General features: G+C 47.7%; 8 protein-coding genes. 3 read left to right on the top strand and 5 right to left on the bottom strand.

Features of this window, described 5'->3' with window-relative positions:
- The first annotated feature begins 103 nt into the window (after positions 1-103).
- The 3 genes from rpoB (at position 104) to PGN_RS07470 (ending at position 9267) form a co-directional block, all read left to right on the top strand.
- On the top strand, positions 104-3913 hold the full coding sequence (rpoB, locus tag PGN_RS07480; protein ID WP_012458381.1) for a DNA-directed RNA polymerase subunit beta: 3810 nt from the start codon (positions 104-106) through the stop codon (positions 3911-3913).
- A 65-nt stretch (positions 3914-3978) separates the two neighbouring features.
- On the top strand, positions 3979-8280 hold the full coding sequence (rpoC, locus tag PGN_RS07475; protein ID WP_012458380.1) for a DNA-directed RNA polymerase subunit beta': 4302 nt from the start codon (positions 3979-3981) through the stop codon (positions 8278-8280).
- 288 nt (positions 8281-8568) lie between these two features.
- On the top strand, positions 8569-9267 hold the full coding sequence (locus tag PGN_RS07470; RefSeq protein WP_004584924.1) for a Crp/Fnr family transcriptional regulator: 699 nt from the start codon (positions 8569-8571) through the stop codon (positions 9265-9267).
- Between the two features lie 48 nt (positions 9268-9315).
- Here PGN_RS07470 and PGN_RS07465 read toward each other — a convergent pair whose 3' ends face one another.
- The 5 genes from PGN_RS07465 to rny form a co-directional block, all read right to left on the bottom strand.
- Positions 9316-9606, bottom strand: coding sequence for a DUF721 domain-containing protein (locus tag PGN_RS07465; protein WP_004584925.1), 291 nt, complete (start codon positions 9604-9606; stop codon positions 9316-9318).
- 13 nt (positions 9607-9619) lie between these two features.
- On the bottom strand, positions 9620-10714 hold the full coding sequence (recF, locus tag PGN_RS07460) for a DNA replication/repair protein RecF (RefSeq protein ID WP_012458379.1): 1095 nt from the start codon (positions 10712-10714) through the stop codon (positions 9620-9622).
- A complete protein-coding gene (gene gldH, locus PGN_RS07455) occupies positions 10711-11241 on the bottom strand; it encodes a gliding motility lipoprotein GldH (RefSeq protein WP_004584927.1) in 531 nt (176 codons plus the stop codon). Before gldH ends, recF begins: the two co-directional genes overlap by 4 nt.
- 7 nt (positions 11242-11248) lie before the next feature.
- Entirely contained in the window at positions 11249-12661 is a 1413-nt protein-coding gene (locus PGN_RS07450; protein WP_012458378.1) for a PSP1 domain-containing protein, read from the bottom strand.
- Between the two features lie 104 nt (positions 12662-12765).
- Positions 12766-14307 carry a ribonuclease Y gene (gene rny, locus PGN_RS07445; RefSeq protein ID WP_004584929.1) on the bottom strand — a complete coding sequence of 514 codons (1542 nt, stop codon included), beginning with the start codon at positions 14305-14307 and terminating at the stop codon, positions 12766-12768.
- Positions 14308-14326 lie beyond the last annotated feature (19 nt).

Here is a 14326-nt window from a genome sequence, read left to right as displayed (position 1 = left end):
AGGCCTGATTATCAGGTTATTATGGTTAAGGCCCCCCATTTTGGGGGATCTTAACCATTTCGTGTCTATAGTTTTCCCAAGTTAAAATTGTCCTGAATTTTAGATGACGCCGACTACAAACAACAAAAGAATCAACTTTGCTTCGATAAAAAATCCGCTTTTCTATCCGGACTTTCTCGAAGTTCAACTCAAGTCGTTCCATGACTTCCTTCAGTTAGATACTCCGCCCGAGAGGAGAAAAAAAGAAGGTCTTTATAAAGTTTTTGCGGAAAATTTTCCAATAACTGACACCCGTAACAACTTTGTCCTGGAATTCCTTGACTACTATATCGATCCCCCCAAGTATTCCATCGAGGAATGTCTTAGCAGGGGGCTCACCTATAGCGTCCCTCTGAAAGCTAAGCTAAAACTGTATTGTACGGATCCTGATCACGAAGATTTTGCGACCGTAATTCAGGACGTTTTTCTTGGCCCCATACCCTATATGACAAGTTCCGGCACATTTGTTATAAATGGAGCCGAGCGCGTTATTGTTTCCCAATTGCACCGTTCTCCGGGTGTATTCTTTGGGCAAAGTCTTCATACTAATGGTACGAAACTATATTCAGCGCGAATCATACCATTCAAAGGCTCATGGATTGAATTTGCTACGGACATTAACAATGTCATGTATGCATACATCGATAGAAAGAAGAAACTTCCTGTAACAACTCTTCTCCGTGCCATTGGTTTCGAAGCAGACAAAGACATTCTCGACATCTTCAATCTTGCCGAAGAGGTAAAAGTAACGAAGGCCAACCTGAAGAAATGTATAGGGCGCAAATTAGCAGCTCGCGTCATCAATACGTACATCGATGACCTCAGTGACGAAGACACCGGCGAAGTTGTTTCCATGGAGCGAATCACTGTCGTGGTGGACAGAGAGGTTGAACTGACAGAAGATAATATCGAGGCAATCCTCAACTCAAATACACAAACAATCCTACTGCACCGAAACGATTCGAATACTTCTGATTATAGTATTATATTCAACACTTTACAGAAGGATCCATGTAACTCGGAAAAAGAGGCTCTGTACTATGTATACAGGCAGCTCCGTAATGCAGAACCTGCAGACGATGCAAGTGCTAGAGAAGTAATAACGAATCTGTTTTTCTCTGATAAACGATACGACTTGGGCGATGTCGGACGCTATCGTATCAATAAGAAACTCAATTTGAATATTGATCCTGATATCAAAGTGCTGACCAATGAAGATATTATTGAGATCATCAAGTATCTTATTGAGTTAGTAAATTCCAAGGCATCAGTAGATGATATAGACCACTTGTCGAACCGTCGTGTTCGGACTGTCGGAGAGCAGCTTTACAACCAATTTGGTATTGGTTTGGCCCGTATGGCCAGGACAGTACGCGATCGAATGAATGTTCGCGATAATGAAGTTTTCACACCTATCGATTTGGTCAATGCTAAGACTATTTCCTCCGTTGTGAATTCTTTCTTTGGCACCAATGCCTTGTCGCAGTTCATGGATCAGACAAACCCATTGGCTGAAATAACGCATAAGCGACGTCTGTCGGCATTGGGCCCCGGAGGTCTATCGCGCGAACGGGCCGGCTTTGAAGTGCGAGACGTTCACTACACGCACTACGGTCGTCTATGCCCTATTGAAACACCTGAAGGACCTAATATCGGTCTGATCTCCTCCCTCTGCGTATACGCCAAAATCAGTGATTTGGGTTTTATTACAACACCATACCGGGAAGTAAAGAACGGCAAAGTAGATTTCTCCGACAATGGACTGAAATACTACACGGCAGAAGAAGAGGAAGAGAAGACCGTAGCACAAGGAAATGCGCCTCTTGACGAAAATGGTCGATTTGTCAGAGAACGAGTAAAAGCACGTTACGAGTCGGATTTCCCATTGGTTACACCGGATGAGGTCGACCTGATGGACGTTTCGCCTACTCAAATTGCTTCAATCGCAGCAGCTTTAATTCCCTTCTTGGAACACGACGATGCCAACCGTGCGTTGATGGGTTCTAACATGATGCGTCAGGCTGTTCCCCTACTAAGACCTGAATCTCCGATTGTTGGTACTGGTATAGAAGGAAAATTAGTGAAAGATTCTCGCACACAGATTGTGGCAGAGAGGGGCGGAGAGGTCGTTTTTGTCGATGCCTCGTGCATCAAAATTCGTTACGACAGAACAGCTGACGAAGAGTTTGTAAGTTTTGATGATGCAATCGTCACCTACTATCTCCCCAAATATCGCAAAACGAATCAGAGTACAACTATCGACTTGCATCCCATTTGCTCCAAAGGAGATAGAGTGGAGGCCGGTCAAATCCTGACGGAGGGTTATTCTACCCAAGGAGGAGAATTGGCTCTCGGCCGTAATGTTCAAGTAGCATACATGCCATGGAAAGGATATAACTATGAGGATGCTATCGTTTTGAATGAGCGAATGGTTAGAGAGGACTTCTTCACATCTGTTCACGTGGACGAATATATCCTTGAAGTGAGAGAGACTAAAAGAGGTCTTGAAGAGTTAACTTCGGATATTCCGAATGTCAGTGAAGACGCTACAAGAGATTTGGACGAAAACGGTATCGTGCGCATCGGGGCACATATCGAACCCGGAGATATCCTTATTGGAAAAATTACACCTAAAGGGGAGTCAGATCCAACCCCTGAAGAAAAACTGCTACGAGCAATTTTCGGTGATAAAGCCGGTGACGTTAAGGATGCATCATTGAAAGCCACTCCCTCTCTGCGCGGAGTTGTAATTGACACCAAATTGTTTTCTAAGGCGGCAAAGAAAAAGAGTCGGACATCGACCAAAGAAACAGTAAGCAAACTTGACGAAACATACGCGAAAAGGCAGCAACAACTTCATGAGCGTCTGATCGAAAAGCTAACAGAACTGACCAAAGGCAAAACCTGCTGTGGCGTAAAGGATTACTTGAATGTTGAGTTGATTAAGGCCGGCAGCAAACTCACCAAAAAAGATCTTGAAGCTCTCGATTTCAATGTGATCCAATTAAGTGATTGGACAAATGATGCACATACGAACGAGTTGATTAAGGCTGTTGCGGTGAATTATCTGAAGCACTCCAAGGAGATTGAAGCTGAACTACGGCGTCGCAAATTAGATGAGACCATCGGGGACGAACTGCCTGCCGGTATTGTTCAAATGGCCAAAGTCTATATAGCCAAGAAACGGAAGATCCAAGTTGGCGACAAGATGGCCGGACGTCATGGAAATAAAGGTATTGTGTCCAAAATCGTGCGTCAAGAGGATATGCCGTTCCTCGCAGACGGTACTCCGGTAGACATATGCCTAAACCCTCTTGGTGTACCCTCCCGTATGAACTTGGGACAGATATTCGAAGCGGTACTTGCCTGGGCGGGACGCAAGATGAATGTCAAATTTGCTACACCTATCTTCGATGGAGCTTCCCTCAATGATATGAATGAGTGGACAGACAAAGCAGGGCTACCTCGTGATGGAAAGACATATCTATACGATGGTGGTACCGGCGAACGTTTCGACCAGCCTGCAACCGTTGGTGTAACTTATTTCTTGAAGCTTGGACACATGGTTGATGACAAGATGCATGCTCGATCCATCGGGCCATATTCACTCATCACCCAGCAACCTCTCGGCGGTAAAGCCCAATTCGGAGGACAACGATTTGGAGAGATGGAGGTTTGGGCTCTTGAAGCATTTGGAGCTTCGCATATCTTGCAAGAAATTCTTACTGTGAAATCTGACGATGTTGTTGGACGTTCAAAGGCATACGAAGCGATAGTCAAAGGAGATCCGATGCCTACACCGGGTATTCCGGAGTCGCTTAACGTGCTATTGCATGAATTGAAAGGCCTTGGTTTAAGTTTTTCTTTGGACTAACTTCTAACCGAGAGTCTGTACAATTATTTTTGCCTTCATCCATTCCTATTCAAGCAAAGTGAACTATGGCTTTTAGAAAAGAAAATAAGATAAAGAACAACTTCTCGAAGATTCGTATCACCTTGGCTTCTCCTGAAGAGATTCTTGAGAACTCATTCGGAGAAGTATTGAAGCCGGAGACGATCAATTATCGTACCTACAAGCCGGAACGAGATGGCCTATTCTGTGAACGCATCTTCGGTCCGGTTAAGGATTTTGAATGTCACTGTGGCAAATACAAGCGTATTCGATACCGTGGTATCGTATGTGATCGCTGTGGAGTCGAGGTAACGGAAAAGAAAGTTCGCCGTGAGCGTATGGGGCACATCCATTTGGTCGTACCTGTTGCTCATATTTGGTATTTCCGTTCTCTTCCGAATAAGATCGGCTATTTATTAGGACTACCTACCAAGAAGTTGGATGCCATCATTTACTATGAACGCTACGTTGTTATTCAACCGGGTGTTGCCGAAGGGTTGAGTCAACTTGATCTATTGTCAGAGGAAGAATACCTCGACAAGCTTGATGAAATAGAGCGCACTCACAAGGGCAACCAAAATTTGGAGGATACCAATCCGGACAAATTTATTGCCAAAATTGGGGCAGAGGCTATTTATGATCTTCTATGTCGTGTGGATCTGGATTCTATTTCCTACGAATTGCGAGATCGTGCCAATACAGATGGTTCGCAGCAACGTAAAACAGAAGCACTTAAACGTCTTCAAGTCGTTGAAAGTTTCCGTGCATCCAAAGGTGTGAATCGCCCTGAGTGGATGGTTATGAAAGTGATTCCGGTTATCCCGCCGGATCTTCGTCCTTTGGTTCCTTTGGATGGTGGACGTTTTGCTACTTCCGATCTGAACGACTTGTACCGTCGCGTTATTATCCGTAACAACCGTCTCAAACGATTGATCGAGATCAAAGCTCCTGAAGTTATCTTACGCAATGAAAAGCGCATGCTACAGGAAGCGGTCGACTCCCTTTTCGACAACTCGCGGAAGTCAAGTGCGGTTAAGTCTGACAACAATCGTCCTTTGAAATCCCTTTCTGATAGTCTCAAAGGCAAACAAGGTCGTTTCCGTCAGAACTTGCTTGGTAAGCGTGTCGATTATTCTGCTCGTTCCGTTATCGTTGTTGGTCCGGAGCTTAAGATGCATGAGTGCGGACTTCCGAAAGACATGGCAGCCGAACTCTACAAACCCTTCATCATTCGCAAGTTGATTGAGCGTGGCATAGTGAAGACAGTCAAGAGTGCCAAGAAGATTGTAGACCGTAAAGAGCCTGTTATCTGGGATATTTTGGAGTACGTGATGAAAGGACATCCGGTCCTTCTGAACCGTGCACCGACTCTTCACCGACTCGGTATTCAAGCATTCCAACCCAAACTGATAGAAGGAAAAGCAATACAGTTGCATCCATTGAGTTGTACTGCATTTAATGCGGACTTCGATGGAGACCAAATGGCTGTACACCTTCCTCTGAGCAACGAAGCTATTCTTGAGGCGCAATTGCTTATGTTGGCTTCACATAACATTCTTAACCCTGCCAATGGAGCACCGATTACCGTCCCTTCACAGGACATGGTATTGGGACTCTATTATATTACCAAGCTACGTCCCAATATCAAAGGGCACGGCCTGATTTTCTATGGCCCTGAAGAAGCGACAATAGCCTATAACGAGGGTAAAGTCGATATTCATGCGCCGATTAAGGTCTATGTAGAGGATTACGAGAACGGAGAACTTGTTCGTCGTATGGTAGAGACATCCGTAGGGCGACTGATGGTAAACGAATATGTACCGAAGAAGGTAGGCTATGTCAATGAAGTACTCGGGAAAAAAGCTCTACGAGATATTATCGGTAGCGTAATCAAGATCTGCGGAGTAGCTACAACAGCCAAATTCTTGGATGATATCAAGAATTTGGGTTACTACATGGCTTTTAAGGGTGGCTTGTCTTTCAACTTGGCAGATGTGCTTATTCCTGATGAGAAAGACCAATTGATCCAAGAAGGTTACACTGCCGTCGAGCAGATTATGCAAGACTACAGTATGGGATTCATCACCTTTAATGAACGATACAATCAGATTATCGACACATGGACACATATCAATGGCCGTTTGTCAAATGTTCTGATCAAGCAACTCAGTTCAGACAATGACGGATTCAACTCTGTCTTCATGATGATGGATTCCGGAGCACGTGGTTCCAAGGAACAGATTCGTCAGTTGTCAGGTATGCGTGGATTGATGGCCAAGCCCCAAAAGAGTGGAGCCGAAGGAGGTCAGATTATTGAAAACCCCATTCTTTCAAACTTCAAGGAAGGACTCTCGGTACTTGAATACTTTATTTCTACTCATGGTGCACGTAAGGGGCTTGCCGATACCGCATTGAAAACGGCAGATGCTGGTTATCTCACCCGTCGTCTTGTGGACGTTTCTCACGATGTTATTATCACAGAGGAAGATTGTGGCACGCTACGCGGACTGCTTACTACCGAGCTAAAGCAAAACGAAGATGTCGTTGCTTCCTTGTACGAACGTATCCTTGGGCGCGTCTCTGTTCACGATATTATCCATCCTACTACAGGGGATATAATCGTTAGAGCTGGAGAAGAGATCAGAGAGCAGGCAGCACAGATTATCGAAGATTCACCTATCGAAGCTGTTGAAATCCGTTCTGTTCTCACCTGCGAATCCAAGAAAGGAGTATGTGCCAAGTGCTATGGTAGAAATCTTGCTACCAACCGCATGGTACAACGGGGTGAGGTCGTAGGCGTTATTGCAGCTCAGTCCATTGGAGAGCCGGGTACACAGCTTACTCTCCGAACATTCCACGTCGGAGGTATCGCATCCAATGTGGCAACGGAGAATAGCTTGCTCTCCAAATATGATGGTATCTTGGAATTCGAGGAACTACGTGCTGTGGATGCAACAGACGAATCGCATCAGGTCGTAGTGAGTCGGATGACTGAATTGCGTATTGCCGATCCGAATACCGGTATCATTTTGGCCAATCACAATATCCCCTACGGTGCAAAATTGTTCTTCCGCCAAGGTGATGCAGTCAAGAAAGGTGACAAAATCATCGAATGGGATCCGTTCAATGCGGTCATCGTATCGGAAGTAGCAGGAACACTCTCTTTCGAAGGTGTAGTGGAGAATGTAACTTTCAAGATGGAAAGCGACGAGACGACCGGTCTGAAAGAAAAGATTATCATCGAATCCAAGGATAAGACGATGGCTCCCTATGCTCGAATAATAGACGAGAATGGAGAGATGCTCAAGAACTATAGTCTCCCGATGGGTGCCCACGTTGTGAAAGACGATGGCGACACAGTCAAAGTCGGCGAGATTTTGGTGAAGATTCCTCGATCAGTAGGAAAAGCCGGTGACATTACCGGTGGTTTGCCTCGTGTCACCGAGCTATTCGAAGCACGAAATCCGTCGAATCCCGCGATCGTTTCCGAAATCGATGGGGAAATCGGCTTTGGCAAGCTGAAACGAGGAAACCGTGAGATCACTGTTACCTCCAAGCTGGGTGAAGAGAAAAAGTATCTAATCCCCTTGTCCAAGCAGCTTCTTGTCCAAGAAAACGACTTCGTTCGTGCAGGAACACCGCTTTCTGACGGAGCTATTACTCCGGCTGATATTCTGGCAATCAAAGGTCCCACGGCAGTACAGGAGTACATCGTCAATGAAGTACAAGACGTGTATAGGCTTCAGGGTGTGAAGATCAATGATAAGCACTTCGAAGTTATTGTTCGCCAGATGATGCGCAAGGTTGAAATCGTCGATCCGGGTGACACCCTCTTCCTCGAACAGCAGGTAGTCGATAAGTTCGAAGTAATGGAAGAGAACGATCGCATCTGGGGTAAGAAGGTAGTTATTGATGCCGGAGATAGCCAAGTGCTGAAAGCCGGACAGATTGTTACGGCACGCAAGCTCCGTGATGAGAACAGTATGCTCAAGCGTAAGGATCTCAAGATCGTGAAAGTGCGCGATGCCAAGTCAGCTACTGCCAGCCAGATACTCCAAGGTATTACCCGTGCGGCACTGCAGACCAAGAGCTTCATGTCCGCGGCCTCTTTCCAAGAGACAACCAAGGTGCTGAATGAAGCAGCTATCTGTGGTAAGACCGACTACCTGGAAGGACTGAAGGAAAACGTTATCTGCGGTCACCTCATTCCGGCCGGTACTGGTTTGCGCGATTACGAGAAGCTCGTCGTTATGCATCGTGACGATTACGAAAAGGCGACAGCCGAGCGTAAGAGTTTCCTTTCCGTGCCCACAGCCGAACCGGCAATGGAAGAAGCACCATCGGAATAGTTCCGCAGGGTAAAATAGCCTCAAACGATATAATCAGGGCTGTGTCGGAGGTTTTCTCCTTTGACACTGCTCTGATTATTTTATTTTTTACTGGTTTTCGGATAAGTAACCTCCTTATTTTGTGGTTATTCCGACTTTCAGACTTATTTTTGCAATATACAAGGATGGAAGATATTGATAGAGAAGCACTTTTCCCTCTATTCTTCGCCGGATCTCATAATAATAGTTCTACGGCCTTTCTTCCTCGTTGTACGGATTTGACCAAATAGACATTCTCTGAACACTTATATGTGGAAGACAGCTTCGGATAAAGGATTGGGACACTTGCTTAGAGATGTTTGGTCTCTGCTGAACGAAGAGGAACGAGAGCTATTAGACAAGGAGATACGACCTTTTCCCTGTAAGAAAGCCTCCACCGTCTTCTCTGAAGGAGACATCCCCAACAATCTTTTTTATCTGTACGAAGGAAAAATAAAGATCCTGAGGGAAGGCGTATATGGACGCTTCCACATTTCTCGCATCGTTAAGCCGGGGCAGTTCTTCGGTATGCGTCCCTATTTTGCCGAAGAAACTTGTTCGTCCACAGCCATTGCCGTTGAAAACTCCAAAGTCCTTGCCATACCGGTCGAAGCTATCGAAGCATTGCTGAAAGGAAACACCTCATTCTGTAGATACTTCCTCAAGGCCTTGGCCAAAGAGTTGGGCTATGCAGAAAGGCGAACCGTAACGCTCACGCAGAAACATGTTCGTGGCCGACTGGCCGAAACGCTACTGATACTGAAAGAGAATTTCGGATTTGAGAATGATGGAGCTACCCTAAGTATCTACCTTAGTCGAGAGGAACTGGCTACTCTTTCCAACATGACAGTAAGCAATGCCATACGTACCCTTTCTACATTCGTTTCCGAGCGAATGCTGGCACTTGATGGCAAGAGGATCAAGATTATCGACTGCGATCGTCTGCAAAAAACCGCACGTTCCGGTTAAAGTCTCTCCCCCCTTTTTTCGATAGTCATTGAGGAGATCGACAAAGACCTATAAGAAAACTATTTGTCGAATCAGTTCTGCACCCACGGCCGTATTCAGCCTGAGGAGCAACTCTGCTTTGTTGTTGCTCAGCTGGCTGCGAACAACGGACGAATTGAATGTCAGGTACAGTACGCCGTCATGAATCCGGCTACGACCGAGGAATTTATAGAGAGGCCCCAACACCTGTGGCAGAGCTTCCAAAGCCTCCACCTCGAGAAGTCGTTCATACATGAGCGGTTCATCCTCCAGCCAAGCCCGAATTACCTGATCCACTTTCTGTATTTCGCTTTTTTCCATCCAAGGATACCTATTATTGGAATATCTGTCCGTTTTCTATTTCGAAAAGGCGGTAATCCTCACTCCAAGAAGCGATAATCTCGTCCAAGTTTTTCCGATTCGTATCTGTGATGAAGATCTGCCCGAAACCGTTACCGCCGACAAGGCGGATAATCCGCTCCACACGGGTGGCATCCAGTTTGTCGAATATATCATCGAGCAGCAAAATGGGCGTCTCATCACCGTGCAGTTGCTGATGGCGGAACTGTGCCAACTTCATGCTGATCAGGAAAGTCTTGTTTTGTCCCTCCGAACCTATTTTCCGAATAAGAACTCCACCAAGAAGCATTTCCAATTCGTCCTTGTGTACACCGCAAGAAGAAAATCCCAGCAAATAGTCCTTGGGACGGCTCCTGCGAAGCAATTCTTCAAGAGGTATTCCGTCCGCTAAGTGCGAGCGATAGGATAGGCTGACTTTCTCTGCAGATCCGCTAATGTCGGAATAAAGATCATTGAAAACAGGAAGAAAATCCTCGATAAAACGGCTACGCTTGTTGTAGATCTCTGCTGCATAGGATCCCATCTGTAACTCCAAAACGTCCATCAGAGCATCATCGTGACGGTCCTGCTTGAGCATTGTATTGCGCTGTTGCAAATGCCGATTGTACTGAATGAGAGCCGACAGATACCGAGGATCCTGCTGGCAAAGCTGCTGATCCATGAATCGTCTGCGCTCATCGCTACCGCCCAGTATGAGCTGATAGTCCTGCGGAGAAACTATTACCAGCGGGAAGTGACCGATATGATCGCTCAGTCGTTCATATTCTTTCTTGTTCCGACGCAGTACCTTGTGCTTCCCCGGACGAATAGAAAGGAGCAGCTCTATCCCATCGCCGCTTTCATCCCGATAAAGCCCCTGCAACAGGGCCATTTCTTCTCCATGTCTGACAACCATATTGTCCGGTACGGAAAGATGACTGCGACAGAAAGAGAGGAAATGCAGCGCATCCAGCAGATTAGTCTTGCCCATTCCATTGTTCCCCACCAGACAGTTCACTTTAGGCGAAAACCGGCAATCGGCAGCTGCGATACTCTTAAAATTGACGATATGGAGTTCTTCTATGATCATTCTCGTTGGGGTAAGATAGAGGGTGGAGGATTGTCCCGCCCTTCTGTCAAACGAATACCTACTTCCGTGATACCTGAAAGAGTCGGTACCCTCATATTGTGCTTTAACTCTATCTTATAAAGACCCGAATAGGGAAAACGTGCGGAGATCGGCAGGCGAAACCGGTTTTGCTGCTTGGCAACCCCTTTTCCGTTCCACTGTTGCGGCTTGTCGGCCAAAGTCAGATCCACAGAGTCCGCAAAGATCAGACGCTCTCCCACTGAAACCTCGTATGCCAATGCCAAATCGCGATATTCATACCGATTGTCATGGCGGATCAGCAGCTCCAAAGAATATGAGCGAGTATAGTCCGGTATGAGGATTTCGTAGTCGAGCACATCGCGCTTCTGCCACCTTCCATGAGGCACCTGACGATACAGTATTCGCTCGTCCTTACGGTATGTGCAAGACACAGCCAAGCATATCCCCAATGCAATCAGAAAAAAACTGATTGCGCCTCGGACTTGCTTTCGTGCGGCAGCACCCATCTCCCCTTTATCCCTCCTTTCTCTCTCCTTGTCGGTCTTCCTGACGTGGAGTGCTTTGACGCGGTGGTCTGCGGCCACTGCCCACCACACGTCTGGCTCCTTCCACACGTTCGGAGCCACCCTCATTCGTATAGGGACGTGCAAAACGAGCATCGCCTCGACTACGCTCTCGCATATTCTCACGACGATCACCTCCCTCCGGTCGGGGAGATTTCTCTCGCGATGGCATCCTGCTACTGCTGCGAACGCGAGGCGTAGGCTGTATAGAATCAGGTGTACGATGCGGTTCGCCAGCTTTTTCCCTGTCGGAGAAGTCCCTATTGCCATTGCCGTTTCGTCTTCTGCGACGAGACAAGGCATCGTCGAACCGTGTCAGGCTGTTATCCGTAAGAATGTCGGACAATTCGTGTCCGGACGACTGCTTCTTGTCGTCATACTCCAGCGATACCGGCTTGAATCCCTGCTTGTTCTGGCTGATCACCTCGAAAGCACGACGAGCCGATATAGTCGTAAGATTGACCGGAGCATTGGGAACGGTAGAATACGAAACCTCCCGACGGAATACATCCGCCTTGAAATAGTGGTACGCACTTTCTTTCGTCTCCAAGACGATCTCGGGACTCGGCATCTTCTTACGAGCTTCCACATAGGCATCCACCTCATAATTGAGGCAGCATTTGAGTTTGGCGCAGAGACCCGTGAGCTTCTGAGGATTGAGTGCCAAGTCTTGATAGCGGGCTGCACTCGTATTCACCGACACGAAATTCATCTTCCAGGCCGAGCAGCACAGCTGGCGGCCACAAGGACCGATACCGCCTATACGGCCGGCCTCCTGCCTTGCACCGATCTGCTTCATCTCCACGCGGATATGGAAGGTCTCTGCCAATACTCGGATCAGTTGGCGAAAGTCCACGCGCTCATCGGCGATATAGTAGAAAATGGCCTTATTGCCATCGCCCTGATACTCCACATCTCCGATCTTCATGTCCAGATTCAGCTCGGCCGAAATCTGACGGGACTGAATCATCGTATCGTACTCTCGCGCCTTTGCTTCGCAGTACTTATCCAGATCGCCCTGTTTGGCTATGCGGTATATTTTGAAAGGCTCGCCGTTGTTCGTATTGTATCGATGCTTACGCATCTGGAGTTTTACCAACTTGCCGGTCAGCGTCACTGTCCCGATGTCGTGACCCGGATTGGCCTCTACGGCTACTACATCCCCTTTGTGCAGCTCTATCTTCTCGCTGTTGAGGTAGTATCCTTTGCGCGTATTCTTGAACTGTACCTCCACGAATCCGCCATCTTCGGGCAAATCGGGGATGTCATTCAGCCAGTCATAAGTGCTGAGCGGCTGGCTATGACACCCCTTGCAGGCATCCTTCGTTAGGGAGGTCGTCGTATTGTCTAATCGGTAGTCCATCCGTCTTTTGCTTTGTCCGGCGTAGTCCTCTACTGCTGCTGATAGGAGGTATAAGTCATAACCGCCACATCATGCAAGCAGGTACTATCCACCGGTGTGCGGGATTATTTGGCGTAGCTGACGGAGCGAGATTCGCGGATCACCGTGATCTTCACTTGTCCGGGGTAGGTCATCTCGTCCTGGATTCTTTTGGCTATTTCGTTCGAGAGCGTTTCCACCGAGGCATCGTCCGTCTTGTCGGCACCGACGATCACACGGAGTTCGCGGCCGGCCTGAATAGCATAGGTCTTGATAACGCCCGGATAGGACATGGCGAGTTGCTCCAGATCATTCAGACGCTTGATATAGGCTTCCACGATCTCACGGCGTGCTCCCGGACGTGCGCCGCTAATGGCGTCGCACACCTGTACGATAGGAGCTATGAGCGACATCATTTCCACCTCATCGTGGTGCGCTCCCACGGCGTTGCATATGTCGGGTTTCTCTTTGAACTTCTCACAGAGCTTCATGCCCAAGAGAGCGTGTGGCAATTCCGGCTCATCGTCGGGCACCTTGCCGATGTCGTGCAGCAGACCGGCGCGTTTGGCTTTCTTCGGATTCAGCCCCAATTCGCTGGCCATTATGGCACAGAGGTTAGCTGTCTCACGCGAATGCTGCAAGAGATTCTGCCCATAGGAAGAGCGATACTTCATCTTACCGATCAGACGGATCAGTTCCGGATGCAGACCGTGGATTCCAAGGTCGATCACCGTCCGTTTGCCCGTCTCGATGATCTCTTCTTCCACCTGTTTTCTTACTTTGGATACCACCTCTTCTATGCGTGCCGGGTGGATACGTCCATCCTGTACCAACTGGTGCAGTGCCAGACGCGCTATCTCACGACGCACCGGATCGAATCCCGATAGGACGATCGCTTCCGGCGTATCGTCTACAATGATTTCTATACCGGCAGCAGCCTCCAATGCACGGATGTTGCGGCCCTCTCGGCCGATGATACGCCCCTTGATCTCGTCGCTTTCGATATGGAAGACGGTCACGGAGTTTTCGATGGCCGTCTCCGTAGCCACGCGCTGGATGGATTGGATGACGATTCGCTTGGCCTCTTTGTTGGCAGTCATCTTGGCCTCTTCGATAATCTCATTGACGTATGCAGAGGCTTGTCCTTTGGCTTCATCTTTGAGGCTTTCCACCAGTCTGTCTTTAGCCTCGGCAGCGGAGAGTCCGCTCAGAGACTCCAGATGAGCCTGTTCGCGAGTTTTCAGCTCGTCGAGTTCCGTCTTTTTCTTTTCAATCACAGAGAGTTGAGCAGTCAGATTCTCACGCATCAAATCCATTTCCTGCCCCTTCTTCGTTATATCTTCCTGACGTTGGTTGAGGGTTTGTTCGCGGCTTTTGAGTTTGCTCTCCACCGATTGGAGCTTGCTATTGCGCTGTGCCACCTGCTTTTCCAGGTCGCCTTTGAGTTGGAGAAATTTCTCTTTCACTTCGAGGAGCTTCTTCTGCTTGATTACCTCGGCTTCACGGCGAGCCTCGGCGAGAATCCCCTCTGTCCTTTGCTTGAGCAGTGTCCGCGTGATCAGCCATACGGCAGTGGCACCGGCTACAAGCCCCAAAAAAGTAAATAATAAAAGTGTTCCTATTCCCATTTCTGTTTGTATTCTTTGA

Origin of the sequence: Porphyromonas gingivalis ATCC 33277 (assembly GCF_000010505.1) — a bacterium.
Taxonomy (GTDB): Bacteria; Bacteroidota; Bacteroidia; order Bacteroidales; family Porphyromonadaceae; genus Porphyromonas; species Porphyromonas gingivalis.
Note: the sequence above shows the minus strand (reverse complement) of the source record. Positions and strands in the feature narration are given on the sequence as shown.

Coding starts and splice junctions, on each gene's coding strand:
- rpoB (WP_012458381.1), top strand. CDS start 104: ATGACGCCGACTACAAACAACAAAAGAATCAACTTTGCTTCGATAAAA.
- rpoC (WP_012458380.1), top strand. CDS start 3,979: ATGGCTTTTAGAAAAGAAAATAAGATAAAGAACAACTTCTCGAAGATT.
- PGN_RS07470 (WP_004584924.1), top strand. CDS start 8,569: ATGTGGAAGACAGCTTCGGATAAAGGATTGGGACACTTGCTTAGAGAT.
- PGN_RS07465 (WP_004584925.1), bottom strand. CDS start 9,606: ATGGAAAAAAGCGAAATACAGAAAGTGGATCAGGTAATTCGGGCTTGG.
- recF (WP_012458379.1), bottom strand. CDS start 10,714: ATGATCATAGAAGAACTCCATATCGTCAATTTTAAGAGTATCGCAGCT.
- gldH (WP_004584927.1), bottom strand. CDS start 11,241: ATGGGTGCTGCCGCACGAAAGCAAGTCCGAGGCGCAATCAGTTTTTTT.
- PGN_RS07450 (WP_012458378.1), bottom strand. CDS start 12,661: ATGGACTACCGATTAGACAATACGACGACCTCCCTAACGAAGGATGCC.
- rny (WP_004584929.1), bottom strand. CDS start 14,307: ATGGGAATAGGAACACTTTTATTATTTACTTTTTTGGGGCTTGTAGCC.